The 19,328-nt window shown below is 66.9% G+C and carries 19 protein-coding genes; 4 read left to right on the top strand and 15 right to left on the bottom strand.

Features of this window, described 5'->3' with window-relative positions:
• Positions 1-11: 11 nt before the first annotated feature.
• Positions 12-935 carry an NAD(P)-dependent oxidoreductase gene (locus tag AAFF27_18685; protein ID XAH22034.1) on the bottom strand — a complete coding sequence of 308 codons (924 nt, stop codon included), beginning with the start codon at positions 933-935 and terminating at the stop codon, positions 12-14.
• Positions 936-1,215: 280 nt separating this feature from the next.
• Here AAFF27_18685 and AAFF27_18680 point away from each other — a divergent pair, with 280 nt between their 5' ends.
• The gene (locus AAFF27_18680) at positions 1,216-1,341 is read left to right on the top strand and encodes a hypothetical protein (protein ID XAH22033.1); all 126 of its coding nucleotides are present in this window, start codon (positions 1,216-1,218) and stop codon (positions 1,339-1,341) included.
• The gene (locus AAFF27_18675; protein ID XAH26264.1) at positions 1,342-2,478 is read left to right on the top strand and encodes an MmgE/PrpD family protein; all 1,137 of its coding nucleotides are present in this window, start codon (positions 1,342-1,344) and stop codon (positions 2,476-2,478) included.
• A 12-nt stretch (positions 2,479-2,490) separates the two neighbouring features.
• Here AAFF27_18675 and AAFF27_18670 read toward each other — a convergent pair whose 3' ends face one another.
• From AAFF27_18670 to AAFF27_18655, 4 genes are all read right to left on the bottom strand, one after another.
• On the bottom strand, positions 2,491-3,456 hold the full coding sequence (locus AAFF27_18670) for a LysR substrate-binding domain-containing protein (protein ID XAH22032.1): 966 nt from the start codon (positions 3,454-3,456) through the stop codon (positions 2,491-2,493).
• Between the two features lie 108 nt (positions 3,457-3,564).
• Entirely contained in the window at positions 3,565-4,410 is an 846-nt protein-coding gene (locus AAFF27_18665) for an oxidoreductase (protein XAH22031.1), read from the bottom strand.
• Between the two features lie 38 nt (positions 4,411-4,448).
• Entirely contained in the window at positions 4,449-5,426 is a 978-nt protein-coding gene (locus AAFF27_18660; protein XAH22030.1) for a tripartite tricarboxylate transporter substrate-binding protein, read from the bottom strand.
• 206 nt (positions 5,427-5,632) lie between these two features.
• On the bottom strand, positions 5,633-6,526 hold the full coding sequence (locus tag AAFF27_18655; GenBank protein XAH22029.1) for a LysR family transcriptional regulator: 894 nt from the start codon (positions 6,524-6,526) through the stop codon (positions 5,633-5,635).
• 291 nt (positions 6,527-6,817) lie between these two features.
• On the opposite strand from AAFF27_18655, the gene AAFF27_18650 reads away from it, so the two are divergent.
• A complete protein-coding gene (locus AAFF27_18650; protein ID XAH22028.1) occupies positions 6,818-7,804 on the top strand; it encodes a tripartite tricarboxylate transporter substrate binding protein in 987 nt (328 codons plus the stop codon).
• Between the two features lie 77 nt (positions 7,805-7,881).
• On the opposite strand, the gene AAFF27_18645 is transcribed toward AAFF27_18650, so the two are convergent.
• The 6 genes from AAFF27_18645 to leuC all read right to left on the bottom strand — a co-directional run bounded on the left by AAFF27_18645 (position 7,882) and on the right by leuC (position 14,086).
• Positions 7,882-8,790: a LysR family transcriptional regulator gene (locus AAFF27_18645; protein XAH22027.1), complete on the bottom strand. Its 909-nt coding sequence runs from the start codon at positions 8,788-8,790 to the stop codon at positions 7,882-7,884.
• 58 nt (positions 8,791-8,848) lie between these two features.
• Positions 8,849-9,877, bottom strand: coding sequence for an amidohydrolase family protein (locus tag AAFF27_18640; protein XAH22026.1), 1,029 nt, complete (start codon positions 9,875-9,877; stop codon positions 8,849-8,851).
• Between the two features lie 56 nt (positions 9,878-9,933).
• A complete protein-coding gene (locus AAFF27_18635) occupies positions 9,934-11,211 on the bottom strand; it encodes a CoA transferase (protein ID XAH22025.1) in 1,278 nt (425 codons plus the stop codon).
• Positions 11,212-11,489: 278 nt separating this feature from the next.
• Positions 11,490-12,044: a carboxymuconolactone decarboxylase family protein gene (locus AAFF27_18630; GenBank protein XAH22024.1), complete on the bottom strand. Its 555-nt coding sequence runs from the start codon at positions 12,042-12,044 to the stop codon at positions 11,490-11,492.
• Between the two features lie 4 nt (positions 12,045-12,048).
• Entirely contained in the window at positions 12,049-12,687 is a 639-nt protein-coding gene (leuD, locus tag AAFF27_18625; GenBank protein XAH22023.1) for a 3-isopropylmalate dehydratase small subunit, read from the bottom strand.
• Between the two features lies 1 nt (position 12,688).
• Positions 12,689-14,086 carry a 3-isopropylmalate dehydratase large subunit gene (gene leuC, locus AAFF27_18620; protein ID XAH22022.1) on the bottom strand — a complete coding sequence of 466 codons (1,398 nt, stop codon included), beginning with the start codon at positions 14,084-14,086 and terminating at the stop codon, positions 12,689-12,691.
• A 249-nt stretch (positions 14,087-14,335) separates the two neighbouring features.
• On the opposite strand from leuC, the gene AAFF27_18615 reads away from it, so the two are divergent.
• The gene (locus AAFF27_18615; protein ID XAH22021.1) at positions 14,336-15,952 is read left to right on the top strand and encodes a GMC family oxidoreductase N-terminal domain-containing protein; all 1,617 of its coding nucleotides are present in this window, start codon (positions 14,336-14,338) and stop codon (positions 15,950-15,952) included.
• Positions 15,953-16,044: 92 nt separating this feature from the next.
• Here AAFF27_18615 and AAFF27_18610 read toward each other — a convergent pair whose 3' ends face one another.
• The 4 genes from AAFF27_18610 to AAFF27_18595 form a co-directional block, all read right to left on the bottom strand.
• Positions 16,045-16,203 carry a hypothetical protein gene (locus AAFF27_18610; protein ID XAH22020.1) on the bottom strand — a complete coding sequence of 53 codons (159 nt, stop codon included), beginning with the start codon at positions 16,201-16,203 and terminating at the stop codon, positions 16,045-16,047.
• Between the two features lie 128 nt (positions 16,204-16,331).
• Entirely contained in the window at positions 16,332-17,513 is a 1,182-nt protein-coding gene (locus AAFF27_18605) for an iron-containing alcohol dehydrogenase family protein (protein ID XAH22019.1), read from the bottom strand.
• 79 nt (positions 17,514-17,592) lie between these two features.
• Positions 17,593-18,321, bottom strand: coding sequence for an IclR family transcriptional regulator (locus tag AAFF27_18600; GenBank protein ID XAH22018.1), 729 nt, complete (start codon positions 18,319-18,321; stop codon positions 17,593-17,595).
• Between the two features lie 17 nt (positions 18,322-18,338).
• On the bottom strand, positions 18,339-19,316 hold the full coding sequence (locus AAFF27_18595) for a tripartite tricarboxylate transporter substrate binding protein (protein ID XAH22017.1): 978 nt from the start codon (positions 19,314-19,316) through the stop codon (positions 18,339-18,341).
• Positions 19,317-19,328: the final 12 nt, after the last annotated feature.

Raw genomic sequence — 19,328 nt, 5'->3', positions numbered from 1 at the left:
CGAGTGCGCAGCTACCGCCCGCTTAAGGACTGCCCTGGCTTGAAGCCATCTATGCGCAGATCCACGCCGGCGGCCTGCTCGAGAATGCGGACGGCTTCGGAGTTGCTGGCCGCGCCCAGGCCCTGGGCGCGGGCCGCGACCAGGTATTGCTCGACCAGGTTGGCGATGGCCATCGGCACATTCATCTCCCGGCCGAGCCGGCTGACGATGCCGAGATCCTTGGCCATGAGGTCAAGGCGGAAGCGCACCGGAAAGGTGCCGTCCAGGATGCCGTTGGGGAAGAAGAACTCGAGCGCGAAGCTGCGGCCCACGCTGGCCTGGATCGCCTTCCACAAGATCTCCAGGTCTAGGCCCGCCTTGCGGCCGAGGATCATGCCCTCCGCCCCGATCAGGATGTTCGACATCGCCAGCAGGTTGGTAATCACCTTGGCGGTGTTGCCCGCGCCCACGGGGCCGAGGTGGAACAGCGATCCACAGAACAGGTCCAGCACGGAGCGGTACCTCTCCAGCGTCGACTTGTCGCCGCCAACGAGCGCGACCAGCGTGCCGGCGCCGGCTGCGACCACGCCGCCGGTGACCGGCACCTCCAGCATGTCGATGCCGCGCGCCTTCAGCGTGGCCTCCAGACGCTGGGCAACCGCCGGATCGTTGGTCGTGGTGTCGATGAAGCAGCTGCCTGGCACCATGGCGTATGCAATGCCGTCGTCGCCGCAGACCACCTGTTCGACGACCGTCGGCGTGGGCAAGGACGCGATGACGAGGTCTGCAGCCTGTGCCACGTCGCGCGGCTGCGCGGCCCAGCGGGCACCGCTTAGCAGCAGTGGTTCAGCGGACTCCTTTCGCAGGTCGAAGACCGTGAGTTCGTGGCCTCCTGCGAGCAGGTGTTCCGCCATGGGTAGCCCCATATTTCCAGCGCCGATGAAGCCGATTCGCATGGCTCTCCTCCTTGTGGGTCCGATGGTTCGAGACGGTATGGGGAGCACTCCGCTGGCCCCAGACTTGGCGGCGATTCTGGAGTTCTGCACAGGGACCGAGGGTCGTTTTTGGTAGCCGCACGGTCACCAAACGTGACGCAGTGGAAACCCTGCCAGCCGGCGTGGATGCCGGTAGGACAGGCTGGAGCTGCCGCAAGCAAATGCCACCGGCGCAGGGCGCCACGCTGGTCAGAATCCGGCGGGCTGATCGCGCAGGTTCATCAACGAAGGGGACGTCAACATGAAGGCATCGCAAGACAGCTCGCCGACCGCAGCGCAGAAACTCGTCACCTGGGGCGCAGGCGTGGCGATCGACGTCATACCCGCCGAGGGGCGCGAGCGGGTCAAGCTGCACATCCTCGACTAGCTGGGCGCCCAGATCGCCTGCCGCAACATGCAGGCGCCGAAGATTGCCCGCGCGTTCGCGCTCAAGTACGGACGCCCGGGCAAGCCGACCTTGGTGGGAACCGCCTTGCGCCTGGTTGCGAAGTCGGCCGGATTCGCCAACGGAACGGCTGGCCACAGCTTCGAGATCGACGACTACTCGTACGGCGCGTTCACGCATCCGGGTTGTGTGGTCGTGGCGCCGGCGCTGGCGATCGGCGAAGAGCGCGGGGCCGGCGGTGCCCAGGTGCTCTGTGCGGTGGCCGTGGGGTTCGAGGCAGCCACGCGCATTGCGCTGGCCACTCAGCCGTCGCTGTTGTTGGACCGCGGCTTCCACGAGACGTCGGTCCATGGTTCGTTCGCATCGGCCCTGGCCTGCTGCGCACTTGAGCAGTTGGACGCGACGACCACGGCCCATGCACTGGCCGTCGCGGGCAGCCATGCTTGCGGCACGGTGGAATACGCGCGTTCGGGTGGTGAGGTCAAGCGCGTCCATGCCGGCATCGGTGTGGTCGACGGGATCCGTTCCACCCGGCTGGCACAGATGGGCCTGAGCGGTCCCCCGACGATCTTCGAGGGCAAGCGTGGTTTCCTGCAGGCCTTCTGCAATACGCACGACGCGCGCTACTCCATGCCGACCTCGGCACGCGCTGGCGCTTTCCAGAGCATGCGGCCATCAAGATGTCCGCGACCGTGGGCCGTCTGCATGCCCCGTTCGCCGCGTACGACAACATCGTGGCGCAGCATACCTTCGCAGCGGAGCACATCGAGTCCATCGTGCTGGGCGTCAATCCGGTGGCGCCCGTGCACGGCGGCTCGATCGGCCATCGCCGACCGTGTGCGCATCGAGCCGGGCGACGAGTCGGTGCGGCAGTTCCCCAAGGACAGCATCGCCCGCGTTACGGTCCAGCTGAAGAGCGGCGCGTCGTTCTCTGCGACCGGATACAGCCTGGGCACGCTCAAGAACTCGCTTGGCCGATCAGGCATCGAGGCCAAGTTCCTGGACCTCGTCCGCCCTGAACTGGGAGATGAGGTGGCCCGCAACATCGCGGTGATGGTCATGGCATTGGAGGGGCTTGACGACATCCGACAGCTTTTCGCGTTGTTGGCAGCGGAATAAACAGGCGCGGTTTCAGGCTGGGCCTGCCGGCGTCTCCGCGGGCGGGCAGTGCGTGGCAGCCAGGGTTTCGACGATCTCCACCATGCGTGACAGTGCGGGCGTCATTCCGCCTTTGAGCCAGCCGAAGACGAAATGGATCGCATGCTCCACGTGTTCCAGCGGGACGACTGTGACGGCTTCCGGATAGTCCACGTTGCCGCTGTAGGGCACTAAGGCAATGCCCATCCCGACGGAGACCAGGTTCAGCTGGGATGTGACGGTGCCGACATCCTGGACGATCCGCGGCTCGAAGCCGGCCTGCTGGCACAGCGCCTGGGACAGGCCGGAGGTGAGGCTGCTGCTGGACCTCGGCATGACGATGAAGGCTTCCCGGGCAAGTTCCTGCATCGACACCGCCCGGCGCCGCGCCAGCGGATGATCGGCCGGCACGGCCACGCCGAGTCCATGGGTCTGGATTGGGCACCAGTCGAGGATCGCGTCATCGTGCGGCCGCAGGCTGCGCCTCTCGCTGGCAGCTGGGGTGCGGTCTCCGACATGCATGAAGCCCGCGGTGATCCGACCCGCCACCAAGGCCTTGCGCTGCTCCGGGCTGGGTGCCTCAAGCAGGGACAGCGCAACGTCGGGATACCGCTGCCGGAACTCCTTCACCGCTGCGCGGAACAAGGGATGCAACAGGGTCAACGAGCCGTAGCCGATGCTGATCGATCCGCGCCGGCCTTCCGCGACACGCCTGGTGGCGTGGAAGGCCTCGCCGAGGTCGCCGACTATGGCCTGCAGGCGTGGCAACAGCTCGCGCCCGGCCTCGGTGAGCCGCACGCCATGCGCCAGGCGCTCAAACAGCGTCGCATCGATCTCGTGCTCCAGGTCGGCGATGAGCTTAGAGACCGCGGGCCGGGTGACGTGCAGCCGCTCTGCCGCCCGGCCGAAGTGTTCCTCCTCAGCCGCGGCGACAAAGTAGCGCAGGTGTCGAAGCTCCATGCCTGGGCGGTGTTGAACCATCGGGCGGCCACCGGCCCGTCGGCGGTACGGCGCTGCCATGTGCAGCCGTCCGCAAACCGGTGGCGGGCCGCCCGGCCGAGTCAAGCCTCAGTCATCGACCTTGGTCGACAGCGACAGGGGCTCCCATCGGTCCAGCTCCAGCACCACGGCGCGGATGTCGTCGCGGATCATCTCCAGGCTGTCCTGGCCCAGCGGCAGCCGCAGGGGCGGTGTTTCCGATGCGACCAGTTTGCACAGCGCCGGCCCGAACTTGGCCGGGTCGCTCTGCTGGCGGCCATGCCGCTCCTTGGCGTAGTCGCCGATCAGCTGGTTCAGCGGTGCGTAGTCGTCGGTTTCGATCTGGCTGACGACCAGGGAAGGGCCCGCGAAGTCGCTGCGGAAGCCGCCCGGCTCGATGATGGTGACATGGATGCCCAGATGCTTGACCTCCTTGGCCACGGCTTCGGAGTAACCCTCTACGGCGAACTTTGACGCGCTGTAGAACGCGAAGCCGGGGCTGGCGCCGAAGCCTGCCTTGGACGACAGGTTGATGATGTGGCCGGAGCGCTGCTTGCGCATGGTCGGCAGCACGGCGTGGGTCATCTCGGCCAGCCCGAAGAAGTTGACCTCGAACATCGCGCGGTACTTCTCAGGGGAGGTTGCTTCGGCCACCGCGAGCAAGCCGTAGCCTGCGTTGTTGACGAGCACGTCGATGCGCCCGAACGCCTGTACGGCCTGGGCCACGACCTCGGGAAAGCGCGCGTGGTCGCGCGCGTCGAGGTGGAAGGCGCGCAGGCGGTCCGGGTACTCGGCGAGCAGCCCATGCCTGCCGTCCGCGGCCAGCACGGTCACGACTACCTGGTCTCCCTGCTCGAGTGCGGCTTTGGCTGTGGAATAGCCAAGGCCCTTGTCGGCGCCCGTGATGAGCCAGGTGCGCGGAGACTTGTTCTGCATAGCTTGTCCTCGGAGGGAAGTGGAAGGTTTCGAATCGATCACTGCTTGGGAATACCCAGTTCCTTGACCAGCACCTTCATCTCGGCGACTTCCTTGGTCAGATAGGCATTGAATTCCTCGGGCGTGACAAAGCTTGGGTCGGACCCTTCGCTGAGCAGACGAGCCTTGAGGTCCTTACTTTCCAGCGCGTAGCGCAGCGCCTCGGACAGCTTGTGCACCACGTCCTTCGGCGTGCTGCTGCGGGTCACCAGACCCAGCCAGAGGTTGTATTGGTAGTTCATGCCGGATTCGACGAAGGTCGGCACGTTGGGCAACGGGGCGATACGCGCTGTCGACGTCACGGCCAGCGGTCGCAGCTTGCCGGACTGGATGAAGGACAGGCTGCTGACATAGGTGTCGAAGATCATGCTGACGCGGCCCGCAGCCACGTCGGGAAGCGCCACGCCGTTGCCCTTGTAGGGCACCATCGTCATGTCCAGGCCCTGGCTCTTGAGGAACATCACGGCAGCCATGTGCGGAGGACCACCGATGCCGCCCGATGCGAACGTGAGGTTCTCCTTCTTGGCGCGCGCCACGAACTCCCTGATGTCGCGGCTGGGGTCAGTGGCAGGCACCTCCATCACGAACGGCGCGCGGCTCATGAGGCCGATGCCGGTGAAGTCCTTGAGCGGGTCGTAGCCGGGGTCTTCCTTGAGTTCAGGGAGGATGGTGAAGCCGTTGGCGTGGGCGAGGATGGTGTAGCCGTCGGCCGGGGCATTCCTGGCATTGCGCGTACCGACCAGGGTGTCGCCGCCCGCCATGTTTTCCACGATGACAGGCTGACCCAGCTTCTCGCCCATCTTGATGGCGACCAGGCGCGCCACGATGTCCAGGCCGCCGCCCGCTGCCGCGGGAAGGATGATGCGCACGGGCTTGCTGGGGTAGGGGTCGGCGGCATGCGCACATGCCAGCGCGAAGCCCAGGCCGAGGCAGGCCAGGGTGGGGCGCAGCCAGCGGGAAATGAAAGCAGTCTTCATGTTTCGTCTCGAATGAGATGGTTCGTTGTGGACCTGCTGGCACGAACCGACCGGCACTAGGGCACGACCGGTCGGCCTGCAGGCAACGCATGCGCAAGACGTGTGCCCGCCACATCTGCCCGCTGCGGCCCATCGAGAGGACTGGTTTTTGTCTGCGGCGGGCACAGGTGTGTCCACCCCGAGCACATGCGTGCCCGGCGTCGGCGTCAGGGTCGCCGGTAGCGCAGTGCTTCGACCACGAGCTTGAGCACGCGGGAGGACTGCCGGCGGCTGGGGTAGTAGACGTGCAGGCCGGGGAAGGTCGGGAACCAGTCCTCGAGCACGTACTGCAGCCTACCCGCCTCGATGTGCGGGCGCGCCAGATCCTCCGGAACAAAGGCCAGGCCGCCGCCATCGAGCGCCGCGTTCAGCATCGGGTAGACCCCGTTGAAAGTGGATTGGCCTTCGACCCGCACCTGCAGCTCGCGTCCGTCCTTGCTGAGCTCCCAGGCGTAGAGTCCGCCGCTCGCCAAGCGCAGTGTGACGCAGTTGTGGTTCATCAGATCCTGCGGTGTCTGCGGCGCATCGCGGTCCTGCAGATAGGACGGAGCCGCGATGATGACACTGCGGACGTCGGGTGCGATGCGCACTGCGATCATGTCCTTGGCGACCTGGTCACCCCAGCGTACGCCGATGTCGAAGCGGTCCTTCACGATGTCGGAGAGGCCGTAGTCGATCTTGACCTCGGCCTTGATCTCTGGGTACTCGCGCAGGAACGGCGCGAGCCGTGGCCACAGGACGGTGTCGATGGCGTAGTCGATGGCGGTGATCCGGACCGTGCCCTTGGCCACGTCCCCCAGTTCGCTGACAGCCGCGAGTTCCGACTCGATCTCGTCCAAGCGCGGGGCCACGGTCTGCATCAGCCGCTCGCCGGCTTCCGTGGGGGCAACGCTGCGCGTCGTGCGCGTCAGCAGGCGCACGCCGAGCCGGGCCTCCAGGTTGCGCACAGTGCGGCTCAGCACCGACTGCGACATGCCCAGCTTGGTCGCTGCGCGCGTGAAGCTGCGTTCGCGGGCCACTGCCAGGAATGCCAGCAGGTCTCCAATGTTGTCGCGTTCCATGTCTTGTTCCTCAAGTCGTCGACTACCCGCCCGTGGGCCGCGCGCATTCTGACCTGAAAGCCAGCAACCGCAGTCGACGCAAGGAGTGTCTTCGGTGCGTACCGCCGTGTTCTCGCAGCGAGCAAAAACAGCGCTGGGCAGCGGTCAAACACACGTTTTCCCGGTGGCACGTGGTTTGCACAGAGAGTGCATCGCAACCCCCGTTTGCGGGCACACAGCGTGCGCCCGGAACTGAAGAGTCCTGATGCCCTTGAACCGGCGGAGGCCTTCCAACACGTCGAAGGAGACGACATGAAGATTCCCATGCGCAAGCGACTGCTGGCGATCCCGATGGCACTGGTGGTCGCGTTTGGCGGTTTCAACGTCGCCAGCGCAGCAGACCCTTTTCCAAACAAGCCCATCCGCATCATCGTGACCTCCGCACCAGGCGGCTCCGTCGATGTGACCACGCGCGTGGTGGCCAAGGAGATGGGCGACCGGCTGGGCCAGCCTGTCATCGTGGAGAACCGCGTCGGCGCCGGCGGCCTGGTCGGCATCCGCTCGGCAAAGACCTCGCCCGCCGACGGCTACACCTTGCTCGCGTCTGTCAACACCATCGCTGTCCAGCAAGCCGTGAGCCGCGATCCGGGCTACGACGTGGGCAAGGATTTTGTCGGCATCGGCCCGATGACGCGCTCGCAGTTTCTGTTGATCGCTGCGCCGGGTGGCCCCGACAAGACCCTGCCCGAATGGCTGGCCCGTGCCAGGTCCAACCCGGCGACCCTGACCTACGCGTCGGCCGGCAATGGCAGTACCACCCACCTCGCGGCAGCGATGTTCGCCCACCGGGCGGGCGTCAACCTGACGCACGTGCCCTACAAGGGCAACTCCGCGGCTTGGCCAGACCTGATTGCAGGGCGCGTCGGCCTGCTCATGGAGGCCTATGGCAGCGCTTCCGCCATGCTGAAATCAGGGCAGCTCAAAGCGCTCGGCTCATCGGGAACCACGCGCCTGGAGCTGCTGCCCGATGTGCCGACGATTGCGGAGCAGGGCGCACCCGGCTATAGCTTCTACCTGTGGATGGGTCTGTTCGCGCCAGCGGGCACGCCGAAGGATGTCGTGCACAAACTCTCGGACGCGCTCGCCTTCGCGATGGCCAAACCCGAGCTGAAGAAGCGCTTTCGCGAGGAGGGTTCGGAGGTCATGACCATGAGCTCCGACGAGTTCACGCGCTTCGTGCGCGATGAAGCGAGCAGCCTGACCAAGCTGGTCAACGACCTGCAGCTTCCCCGCGAATAGGGATCGGGCTGGACGGTGCGCTGGCCGCTGGCACAGCGCTCTGGTTGGGCACGGAATTCACGAGAAGCCAGCGAGCATCACACCTCGATGGCTGCTTTTCCTGGGCGTCGGATCGTGTGCGTCGCCGTCTCCAGGAACCGCAGCAACGCCGGCGGCGCCCCGTCTGGATTCCACGCTAAGCGAGCCGGTGCGATCGTGGTCTCGCCTTTGAACGGCACGAAGCGCACGCCGGCCACTCGCGCATTGGCGAGCGAGCGGGGCACCAGCGCCACGCCGCTGCCTTGGGCCACCATGGCCACGATCGTGAGCCACACCCGGGCTCGGTGCACGGTGCGCGGGTGGAAGCCGGCGCGGCTGAAGATTGCGATGACGTTGTCGTGGTTCGCGGGTGCGCCCTCACGCGAGAACATCACGAAGGGCTCATGGGCCAGGTGGCGCAGATCGACCTCTGCATCCCCGGCATGCGGGTGGTCTTCGGGCATACAGAGCACGAAGACGTCGTCACGCAGCGGCAGGGCAGCCAGCTGTGGCGGCATCACGGCACCGTGCACAAAGGCAGCGTGCAGCTGCTTGCGCAGCAGCTTGTCGATCTGCTCGACCGTCGCCAGCTCGTGCAACACCACATCGACGTGAGGTGCCTCGCACCGGAACCGGGCAAGGATGTCGGGCACCTCGCGGTACATGAGAGAGCCTGCCATGCCGATGTCCAGGCGGGCGTGCACGCCCTCGTCGACTGCCCGCACGATGCCGCGGACGCGGTCCACGCGTTCCAAGATCTCGCGGGCCTCCACCAGGAAGGCTTGACCAGCGGGCGTCAGCTGGACCATCTTGCTGTTGCGCAGCAGCAGTTGGGCACCCAGCTCCTCCTCGATGCACTTGATGGCAGCGCTCAGCGGTGGCTGCGAGATCGCCAACCGGCTCGCGGCGCGGTGGAAGTGCAGCTCCTCAGCCAGCACGCAGAAGTATTTGAGGTAGTGCAGCTTCATGGATGGGCGGTCGCTGCGTGCTGCATCAGCGCGCAGTTGGTGTGTGCGCTCAAGCGCGTCAGTCCATGCGGTACACGCGCCGCGCCGTGCCACTGAAGATCATGCGCTTCTCGTCGGTTGAGCAGCCGGCCGTGATGTGCTTGAACATGTTCCACACCGTGCCGTAGCCGAAGCCGGCCTTGTCGACCGGGAAGTTCGACGACACCATGCAACGGTCTGCACCGAAAAGTTCGATGCAGGGCTCGATCCACGGGCGCCACAGGTCGGCCAGTTCGCGCGACGTGGGTGGCGCCTTGGCGCTGGCGTAGTCAACATTGCCGATGTTGATTAGGATGCCGCCCATCTTCACGCTCACGTTCGGGCACTGCGCCACCTCCTGCAGTCCCGCGAGCCAGGCCGCATGCACCTGCTCCTGCCGGCCGGCGTACGCGCCATGGCCGACCGGGCTGCCGCAGTGGATCAGCACGATGCGGGCGTCCGGATGCGCGCGCGCCAGGCCAGCCACGTCCGACAGTTGCGGGTGGAAGATGCTTGCATCGAAAGCCAGGTCCAGCGAGGCCAGCACGTCAATGCCGCGTCCGAACTCCGGGTCGAGATACAGGTGCGGCCGGTCGGCGCAGTATTTGCCGCGCACGGCCGGATCGGCGTCCCATTTGCCGAGCTGGCGCACGCCACGAAAGCGGCCGTTGGCTGCCTCGATGTGCGCCAGCAGCAAGTCGCGCGTGCGCTCGCCAAGCGTCAGGTCACCGTGGCCGATGATGGCCGAGGCGACCCGGCAATCGGTATAGCGCCCGCTCGCCGCCATGGCGGCCTGTCCGACAGCAAACTCGGTTTCGCCGACGTAGCGGAGATGGTCCGGTCCGGTGGCGCGGTACATGTGGAAGCATTCGGCGTAGACCGAGGCCACCACGTTGTGGCCGCAGCTCGCCAGATCCTTGGCGTGCTCCTCGATGTAGTAGCGGTAGCCGTTGGGCGGTTGCCAGAGGTGCAGGTGCGCGTCGATGATCTCCAGCCCAGGATCGAGCACCTCTTCGACCGGCGCGCGGGCCAGCCAATCCTCGCGCGGTGCGTGGATGGCGGCGAACACGGTTGCCGGCTTGGTGGCGTCCCCCTGGCCCGTCGGTGCTGGATCCTGCACCATACTCAGCGGGCCAGGTGCGGCGGCGCGGCGCTGAACGCTCCAGCCTGGGTCAGCGTGCCGATGCGGTCGGCGTCGTAGCCCAGCCAGTCCTTGAGCACCAGCTCGGTATGCTCTCCGACGCGTGGCGCCGGCACGGGATCGGCCAGCGGAGTGTCTGCGTAGCGGATCGGCAGCGCGATGTTGGGAATCCAGCCGAGCTCGGGGTGCGGGATGCGCGTGACGATTTCGCGCTCCAGCGCTTCGGGCGAGCGGATGGCATCCCCCACGTCGCGCAGCTCGCCGCTGGGCACTCCGGCCTCGCGCAGCCTGGGTTGCCAGTGGGACCAGGGCTGCTTGCCGAAGGCTTCTTGCAGCATGGAGAACAGCTCCTCGCGTCGTGCGACGCGGTCCTTGTTGGTGCCGTAGGCCGGGTCTTGCGCGACCTGCGGCAGCTCCACGACCTGGCTCATCAGGCGTTGGAAGATCTGCGTATTGCCGCAGTTGATCAGGAACGCACGGTCAGACGCCTTGAAGGCACCCGATGGGCAGGTGTCCGGGCTGGTCGTGCCCGGGCGCACCGGCTCTTTGCCCGTGAAGATCTGCTGCAGCGGCGCATAGCCCGTCATCTGGAAGGCGTTGTCGAACAGCGCCACCTCCACCGCCTGGCCCTTGCCGGTGCGGCTGCGCGAAACCAACGCGCCCAGGATGGCATTGGAGGCCATCATGGCCGTGCTGATGTCCATCACCGGCGACAGCGAGCGCACGCCTTCGCGGTCGGGGTAGCCGTTCATGCGGATGAAGCCGCTCTCGGCTTGGGCGATGGGGTCGAAGCCTGTTCGGTCGGCGTAGGCCCCTTCGCGGCCGTAGGCCGAGATCGAGCAGAACACCAGCCGCGGATTAAGGGCACGCAGCTTCTCGTAGCCCAGGCCCAGGCGCTCGATCACGCCGGTCGAGAAGTTCTCGACCACCACGTCGGCTTTGGCCGCCAGCTCCAGTGCGATGGCCAGGCCTTCAGACGACTTCAGGTTCAGCGCGATGCTGTGCTTGTTGCGGTTGGTCCAGACGAAGGGCGCGCCGCCGCCGAACTCCGGGATCATGGGGGGGTACTGGCGGAAATCGTCGCCGCGGCCGGGGGCTTCGATCTTGATGACGTCGGCCCCCATGTCCGCTAGCATCATCGTGGCGAAGGGCCCAGCGATGAAGTGTGTGAAATCGACCACGCGCAAGCCTTGCAGGGCCAGTTCTGCGCCGGCCTTGCGCGGGCGATGGACGGGGAAATCGGTTTCGATGGAGCTGGACATGGTGGTCTTCGTGAAGTCGGAAGGATGAGGGCAGCCGCGGCGCGGCCCTGGCTGCGGTGGGAGGCCGGCGAAGGGCGGAGCACGTCGTGGTGGGTTACGCTGGGCTGCTGGCTTGAAAGTCGATCTGCAGGCCATTGCGCAAAAGCCGTGCCCGGATGGAGCGGGCCGTTTTTCTGGTGGAAGCGTGCTTTTCCGGGGTGTGCGCTGTCCTCGTGGCGGACATGCTGTGATCGGCAGCGACAACTGGGCGGCGCCGAAGCGCCGCCCGCTGGTGCGGGTCAGGTCTTTTGCCGGAACGCCGAGTACAGGTTCACGTAGCCATGCTCCTTGCGCTGCTCGGCGCGCTTGACGGCATGCTCGCGCGTCATGGGCGTGAAGCCAAAACCTTCGACTAGGCGCTGCATGAATGCCGCACGCGCGGTGATCGCGATTGCGTCGTGCAACGCGTGCTCGTCCCAGCCCGCAGCGAACACCGCGTCCGCATCGTCCTGCGTCATGTCGGAGGGCGTAGCCATCAGCTTGCGCACGAAGGCCAGCAACGCCTTCTGGCGCTCGCTGAGCGGTGCGGTCGCGGGGTCTTCGAGCAGGCGCTCGATGGCACCATTCTCGATGCCCCAGGCATAGGCGACCTCGGAGTGGGCGACATAGACGAACTGACAGCCGCCGACCGCTGCCGCGTAGGCGAGGATCATCTCGCGCTCGCCCTGGCTCAACGGCGACGGGCCGTTCATCATGCTCTGGCTCATGTCCGCCCACGGGCGGTACAGCTCGGGATACTGGACAAAGACGGCGGGCGGGCCTGCGTCGGGCGCAAGAGATTTGAAGAATGGCATGGAATCAACCCCCCGTGGGGGCGTTTGGATGGGAACGGAAAAGCCAGTCGAAGCGCTGGCGGTAGGCCTGCTCGAAGGCGGTGATGGTGGTGTCGTACTGCAGGGTCAAGCCGATGTCGTCCAGCCCCTCGACCAGGCAGCGCTTGCGGAATGCGTCGACCTCGAACGGGTAGACGCTGCCGTCCGGCGCGGTCACGTGCTGAGCGGGCAGGTCGATGCGCAACTGGCGGCCGGGTACCGCTGCCAGTTGTTCACGGAGCTTGCGGCAGATTGCAAGATCCAGCCGCACGGGCAACAGTCCAGCCTTGAAGGCATTGGCATGGAAGATGTCGCCGAAGTCCTTCGCGATCACGCAGCGGATGCCGAAGTCCACCAGGGCCCAGGCGGCCTGCTCGCGGCTCGAGCCGGCGCCGAAGTTGCGGTCTGCGACGAGGATGGAGGTTGCTCGGTAGGGGGGGCGGTTGAGGATGAAGGACGGCAGTTCCTGGCCGGCTTCGTCGAAACGCATGTCGCGGAACAGGAAGTCCTGGAAGCCCTCCTGACGCGGCCTGCGCAGGAAGCGGGCCGGAAGGATCTGGCCGGTGTCCACGTTGGCCATCTCCAGCGGCGCGGCGATGCCTTCGAGAATCTTGAACGCCTCCATGTCAGCCTTTCAACGTGCGTACGTCGGTGATGCGGCCGGTGAGCGCCGCGGCGGCGGCCATCGCCGGACTCACCAGGTGTGTGCGGCTGCCCTTGCCCTGCCGATCGATGGTGCTGCGGTTCGAGGTCGATGCGCAGCGCTTGCCGGGGCCGACCATGTCGCCGTTCATCGCGACGCACATGGAGCAGCCGGACTCGCCCCAGTCGAACCCCGCGTCGCGGAAGACGCGGTCCAGGCCTTCCGACTCGGCCGCCAGCTTGACCTGGGTGGAGCCCGGCACGACAAGTGCGGGCACCACGGCATGCCCACCGCGCAGGACGGCTGCCGCGGCGCGCAGGTCATCCAGCCGTGCGTTCGTGCACGAGCCGATGAAGACCTGGTCGATGCCGATGTCGGTCATTGGGGTGCCGGGTGCCAAGTCCATGTAGTCCAGCGCCTTGCGCATGGCAGCGCGGCGCTGCGGGTCGGCTTCGGCGTCGGGATCGGGAACGCGGGCGTCGACGGCGATGGCGTCTTCGGGGCTGTTGCCCCAGGTCACCATGGGCGCGAGCGTGCGCGCATCGAGCGATACCTCGCGGTCGAACGTGGCGTCGGGGTCGGAGGGCAGCGTCTGCCAGTACGCCATGGCCTTGTCCCAGTCCGTGCCCGCGGGTGCGAATGGCCGTCCGCGCAGGTAGGCGTAGGTCACTTCGTCCGGGGCCACCATGCCGGCGCGGGCCCCGGCGTCGATCGACATGTTGCACACCGTGAGGCGCTGCTCGATCGACATGGCACGGATCGTCGAACCCGCGTACTCGATCACGTGGCCAGTGGCGCCGTTGGCGCCGACCTTGGCGATGATGGCCAGGATCACGTCCTTGGCCGTGACACCCGGAGGCAAGCTGCCCTCCACGGTGATGCGCATGGTCTTGGACCGCTGCTGCCAGGTCGCCTGTGTGGCGAGCACGTGGAGGATGTCGCTGGTGCCCAGGCCGAACGCGAGCGCGCCGAGCGCGCCATGCGTGGACGTGTGCGAATCTCCGCAGACCAGCACCATGCCCGGCTGGGTGATGCCCTGCTCGGGGCCCACCACATGCACGATGCCTTGCCGGGGGTCGTCGAGCGCGAAATGGACGATGCCGAACTTGCGCGTGTTGCGCGCGAGCAGTTCGACCACACGGCGCTGGTCTCCATCAGGCATGGCGGCGACGTCATGGCTGCTGGACGGTACACCATGGTCGGGGGTGGCGAACACCTGGTCGGGGTGGCGCACGCCAAGGCCGCGGGCCTGCAGGAAGTCGAAGGCATGTCCGGATCCGTCGTGCGTCATGTGGCGCGCCACGTGCAGCAGGGTCTGCCCATCGTCGCCCTGCGCGATGGTGTGTGCGTCCCAGATCTTGTCGTACAGGGTCTTGCTCATGGGGTCGTGGGGCGGCGTGCGTCAGCGTCAATGGTCGTGTTGTGCAACTACTGTGCCGGGAGCATTCCCCAGCGTTCATGCGCAGTGCAGCTTGACATTGTGTTTGCGGTGGACACTCTGTGCTGTCCTTCGTCGTCGCGGTGGACATGCGCGCGTGGGCACGCAGGGCTCAGATGTGAGGCGCGCCCAGCAAGGGCAGAGTTTGCGAGCGGTGCTGCGTGCTGGCATTGCTATTGCTCAGCACGCCTCGTGACCACCGAAACCTACGACTACATCATCGCCGGAGCCGGGACAGCCGGCTGCGTGCTGGCCCGCCGGCTTACCGACCAACCCGACTGCCGCGTGCTGCTGCTGGAGGCCGGCCCGCCCGCCGACGACTTCTGGATCCGCACGCCCGCCGGCATGGCCAAGCTGTTCAAGTCGGAACGCTACAACTGGCGCTTCTACACCGAGCCGGTGCCCTCCATGTGCGACCGGCGCCTGTACTGGCCGCGCGGCAAGACGCTGGGTGGCTGCAGTGCCATCAACGGCATGGTGCATTTCCGCGGCAACCGCGACGACTTCGACCAGTGGAAGCGGCTCGGGGCCGCCGGTTGGGGTTGGGACGACGTGCTGCCGTACTTTAAGCGCTCGGAAACCAATTCCCGCGGTGCGGGGCCGTACCACGGCGGCGAAGGCCCTCTGTACGTCGGCGATCCCTCGGTGACGCACCCCTCGGTGCAGGATTTCGTCGAGGCCGCGACGCGCACCGGCGTGGCGCGCGTCGATGTGTTTTCGGGGCTGGAACACGAGGGCGCGGGCATCGTGCAGGTCAACATCCGCGATGGCATCCGCCAGACCGCCTACGACGCCTTTGTGGCGCCGGTGCGCCACCGGCCCAACCTGGTCGTGCGCACGGGCGTGCACGTGCGCCGGGTGGTGTTTGATGGCCGTGTGGCCACGGGCGTCGAAGTGCTGGAGGATGGACGCGTCCATACCTACCGGGCGAGTCGTGAGGTGATCGTTTCATCCGGTGCCCTGGGCTCGCCGCACCTGCTCATGCTGTCGGGCATCGGCGACGGCGAGGCCCTGCAGCGGGTCGGCGTGCAGACCGTCGCCCATCTGCCGGGCGTGGGCCGCAACCTGCAGGACCATTGCTCGCTGCGGGTCCAGGCACTGTGCACGCCGGACAGCTCGTACAACCACGCGCTGAATGGCTGGCGCAAATACTGGCAGGGATTCCGCTACGTGGTCACGAAGAAGGGCTACCTGGCGCTGCCATCGTCGTCTGCGGCCATCTTCATCAAGAGCCATCCCGACATCGAGTATGCGGACTTGGAGATCAGTTTCCGCCCGATGACCTTCACCTACCAGGACTCGGGCCGGGTCGACGTGGACAGCTACCACGCCATGGGCGCGTCGGTCTACCGCGTGCGGCCGGCCTCGCGGGGCGAGGTGCTTCTGAAGTCGGCCGACCCGATGCAGGCGCCGGCCTTCGTGCCGAACTACCTGGAGCATCCCGAAGACGTGCAGGCCTCGCTGGTCGGATTGCGCAAGCTGCGGGCCATTCTGAACACCGAGCCGATGCGCTCGCGCGTCATGGCCGAGCGCGTGCCAGGCCCGGATGTGCAAACCGATGAGCAGCTGATCGACTTCATGCGACGCGAGGGCCACTGCTCCTTCCATCCGGCAGGCAGCTGCAAGATGGGGGTAGACGATATGGCCGTCGTTGACCCGCGTTTGAAGGTGCGCGGCGTGGAGCGCCTGCGTGTGATCGACGCGTCCATCATGCCAACGGTGACATCGGGCAACACCAATGCGCCGACCGTGATGATCGGCGAGAAGGGTGCGGACTTGGTGTTGCAGGACCGCGCGGGAGCGCGTTAGCAACGGCGCATCAATCGGCGACGCGTTCGATGCGTGCCGATCGCGCACCTGGCTGGTCGAGTGGGCCCCGCTGAGCGGCAGGCAGAGCAGGATCACCCGGCATTGCCGGGCCAGTTCGCCGACGCCTGGCGGTTGAGGTACCAGACATGCAGCGCTTGGTCTGCACAGAGCCGGCCGGCCAGGGCACCGTCCATGGCACCCAGGCCGATGTAGCCGACGTTGATGGGGGCGGTTCGAAGGGCTGCTTGCATCAGAAGCTCGAGGGCGGAAGTTCGATGCCAGCGGCCAGCTCCTCGTGGCCCACAGCCAGGGCTTTCGCTGTCAGGGTCGAAGCGCTGTGCGCCGGGAAGACACGCCTGTCGTTCGAGGCGTCACGTGCCTACAGCGCGGCGCGCAGAATTTTCAGCACCTCATCGGCATCGGCAACGCGGCGGGCGCTGCGGCCGATGAACCAGTCGGCCATGGCGGCATGCGCAATCGGGCCCAGGTCGGACTCCTGCACGCCGATCTCACGCAACTGCCGCGGGATGCGGGCACCCGCCAGCAGGTCCTGCAGTGCGGCCACGGCCTGGCCCGTATGCGCCTTCTGGACGGTGGTGTGGGGTGCCAATGCTCCCAGGATGCGCTGGCTGGTCGTGGCCGTGGCCGGGGCGTTGAAGCGCATCGTATGAGGCAGCACGATTGCATTGACGATGCCATTGGCAGCATGCGCGCGGTGGCCGATGGCATGGGCGAGCACGGAGGCCAGGCCACCGCCAGCGGCTTCCGTACCCCGGCCGCACAGCACTCCGGCGACCACGAGCGCCTGGCGGGCGGCCTCATGGTCGGGCGATAGTGCGTTCAGGTGCTGCGCGACCAGGCGCAGTGCGTGGACCAGCATGCTTTCGGACAAGGGGTCGCACCTGGGCGACTCCAGCGCCTCGATCGCGGTCGACAAAGTGTTCAGCGCGGCACTGCGCACCAGCGCATCCGGCGCGGTGCGCAGGAACGCGGGATGCAGGAACAGCGCCTTGGCGCGGGTCTTGGGATCGAACAGGGCGAGCCGCTGCGACGTCGCATCGTCGTGTACCGCGCTGCCAGCCTTGACGAAGGCCGTGCTCGGCGTCGTGGGGACCACGAACTGGGCAATCTTTGGGGCAGCGAGCCTGGGGCTCTCGAAGCGGCCGTCCGGGTGGCGGCGGGTGCTCAGCGCTTGCGCCGTCTTCCCCTCGGCTAGCAGGATGCTGGCCGCCCGCGCCGTGACGGCGGCGGAACCACCCCCGATGGCGATCACCGCGTCGGCTTCGCATTCGGCCAGCAGGCGCGCCACCTTGTCGACGGATGACACGGGGCTGTTCGGCCGCACATCGGCGCTTTCACCGACCAGTGTCCGGTCCAGCGCGCCGCGCAGCGACTGCATCGCCTCGCTGTTGCCGACGGAGCGTCCTGTGACGACGACTGCGCGCCGACAGCCATGGCGTTGCAATTCCCTGGCAAGTGCATCCAGGCTGTCGGGGCCACAGTGCAGACGCAGCTCGGCTGCGACGTACTGGAATGCGGTGGGAGAAGTTGTCTCTGTCATGGTGGATCCTTGGCGACGCCAAATAGCAGCAATCGATATGCCAGGCCTAGTCACGCCCGCCTGCGCCGCGCGCGGGCCGTCAGCTCTTGCCGCCGTACTGGCGGGAGATCTTGGCTGCAGTCTTCACGAGCAACTGCACGAACTGCTTCTCGTGTGTCTGGATGCGGGCGGTCGGTCCGCTCAATGTGAGGCAATGGCGCACCTGCTCGTTGACATCGGTGATCGGCGCGGCCAGACCCGACAGGCCGATATGGCGTTCGCCATGGGAGATGGCGTAGCCCTGCTGGCGGATCTGCGCGAGTTCGGCCGTCACCGCAAGGCGCGAGCGCCGGCCATCCTTGGCCATGGCGGGGACCAACGGAGCCGCCTCGGTCGGCGACATGTAGGCGAGCAGGAGCTTGGAGCTGGAGCCGTTGAGCAGCGGCGCATGGTCGCCCGGCTGGGTCACGCTGCGCAGCTGCAATGCCGTCGTGGTGGTATCGATGCACACCCGACTCGCGCCCGACAGCGTGTAGATGCAGACGGTCTCCTGCGTGCGCTCGGTTAATTCCTCCATGAGCGGACGTGCCAGCAGCCGGATGTCGAGCGTGCTCTTGACCAGCCCTGCGATGCGGATGAAGCGAAACGACAAGCAGTATTGCTGGTTCTCCAGCCGCACCATGTAGCCGGCTTCCTCCAGGCTGTGGACGATGCGGAAGGCGGTGGCCTTGGGCAGCGCGATGCGCTCCGCGATTTCCTGCAGCGACAGCGAGCGGCGCTCGGGTGTGAAGCATTCGATGATGGACAGGATCCGGTGGACTGCGCGCATGGGGTTCGACGTTGCACTTATTCGAGCTTGATCCGGTTCTCCCGGACGACGCGGCCCCAGCGGACCGATTCCTCCTGCATGAACCGTGCGAATTCGCCGGGCCCGCGCACCTTGACGAGCAGTCCGAGCGTCTCCAGCCGCTCATGAACGGCTGGGTCGTCGACCGAGCGGCGGAAGGCCGCGTGAAGCCGCTCGATGACTGGCTTCGGCGTGCCGGCGGGGGCGACATAACCGTACCACAGCGCCGGGGTGAAATCGGCGAAACCCTGCTCCACGAGCGAGGGCACCTCGGGGTAGGCCGGCAGCCGGCGATCGCTGGTAACGCCGAGCAGCCGAAGCTGCCCGCCCTTGACCATCTCGTGGACAGCGATCGTGGAGGCGAACGTGAACTGGACCTGGCCGGCGAGCACGGCCTGCACGGCCGGCCCGCCCCCGCGGAACGCCACGTGGGTCGCGGGCATGCCAGCCAACTGGGCGAACCACGCTGGCGCCACGTGCGTCTGCGAGCCGGTGCCGCCCGAGGAATAAAACGCGGTGCCAGGTCTGGACCTGGCCTGTGCCACCAGTTCCTCGATGGATCGGGGGCCAGTCCGCGCATTGACCACCAAGGTCAGCGGAACGGCTCCGACGCCGACGACGGCGGAGAACGCACGGTCGGGATCGAACGGCAGGTTTTCCTGCATCTGGGCGACGATGACGTTGCTCGCGGTGGTCTGCAGCAGCGTGTAGCCGTCCGGCCGCGCGCTTGCGACGGCCTGCGTGCCGATCACCGTGTTGCCGCCGCCCTTGTTCTCGACCACGATGCTCTGGCCCAGTTCGGCCTGAACGCGGTCGCCCAGCACGCGCGCAATGGCGTCGCCGGCGCCACCCGGGGCGAACGGTACCACCACCCTGACCGGCCGGTTTGGGAACGCCGCATCCGCGTACACGGTGGGCGCTGCCATGGACTGGACGGCCGATGCCAGTGCCGCGCCCAGAATTCTTCTGCGATGCATGGAGTCTCCTGT

It is taken from the genome of Xylophilus sp. GW821-FHT01B05 (assembly GCA_038961845.1).
Classification (GTDB): domain Bacteria; phylum Pseudomonadota; class Gammaproteobacteria; order Burkholderiales; family Burkholderiaceae_C; genus Xylophilus.
Note: the sequence above shows the minus strand (reverse complement) of the source record. Positions and strands in the feature narration are given on the sequence as shown.

Excerpts from the sequence above, each read along its gene's own strand:
- AAFF27_18685 (XAH22034.1), bottom strand. The coding sequence starts at position 935 with ATGCGAATCGGCTTCATCGGCGCTGGAAATATGGGGCTACCCATGGCG.
- AAFF27_18680 (XAH22033.1), top strand. The coding sequence starts at position 1,216 with ATGAAGGCATCGCAAGACAGCTCGCCGACCGCAGCGCAGAAACTCGTC.
- AAFF27_18670 (XAH22032.1), bottom strand. The coding sequence starts at position 3,456 with ATGGAGCTTCGACACCTGCGCTACTTTGTCGCCGCGGCTGAGGAGGAA.
- AAFF27_18665 (XAH22031.1), bottom strand. The coding sequence starts at position 4,410 with ATGCAGAACAAGTCTCCGCGCACCTGGCTCATCACGGGCGCCGACAAG.
- AAFF27_18660 (XAH22030.1), bottom strand. The coding sequence starts at position 5,426 with ATGAAGACTGCTTTCATTTCCCGCTGGCTGCGCCCCACCCTGGCCTGC.
- AAFF27_18655 (XAH22029.1), bottom strand. The coding sequence starts at position 6,526 with ATGGAACGCGACAACATTGGAGACCTGCTGGCATTCCTGGCAGTGGCC.
- AAFF27_18650 (XAH22028.1), top strand. The coding sequence starts at position 6,818 with ATGAAGATTCCCATGCGCAAGCGACTGCTGGCGATCCCGATGGCACTG.
- AAFF27_18645 (XAH22027.1), bottom strand. The coding sequence starts at position 8,790 with ATGAAGCTGCACTACCTCAAATACTTCTGCGTGCTGGCTGAGGAGCTG.
- AAFF27_18635 (XAH22025.1), bottom strand. The coding sequence starts at position 11,211 with ATGTCCAGCTCCATCGAAACCGATTTCCCCGTCCATCGCCCGCGCAAG.
- AAFF27_18630 (XAH22024.1), bottom strand. The coding sequence starts at position 12,044 with ATGCCATTCTTCAAATCTCTTGCGCCCGACGCAGGCCCGCCCGCCGTC.
- leuD (XAH22023.1), bottom strand. The coding sequence starts at position 12,687 with ATGGAGGCGTTCAAGATTCTCGAAGGCATCGCCGCGCCGCTGGAGATG.
- leuC (XAH22022.1), bottom strand. The coding sequence starts at position 14,086 with ATGAGCAAGACCCTGTACGACAAGATCTGGGACGCACACACCATCGCG.
- AAFF27_18610 (XAH22020.1), bottom strand. The coding sequence starts at position 16,203 with ATGCAAGCAGCCCTTCGAACCGCCCCCATCAACGTCGGCTACATCGGC.
- AAFF27_18605 (XAH22019.1), bottom strand. The coding sequence starts at position 17,513 with ATGACAGAGACAACTTCTCCCACCGCATTCCAGTACGTCGCAGCCGAG.
- AAFF27_18600 (XAH22018.1), bottom strand. The coding sequence starts at position 18,321 with ATGCGCGCAGTCCACCGGATCCTGTCCATCATCGAATGCTTCACACCC.
- AAFF27_18595 (XAH22017.1), bottom strand. The coding sequence starts at position 19,316 with ATGCATCGCAGAAGAATTCTGGGCGCGGCACTGGCATCGGCCGTCCAG.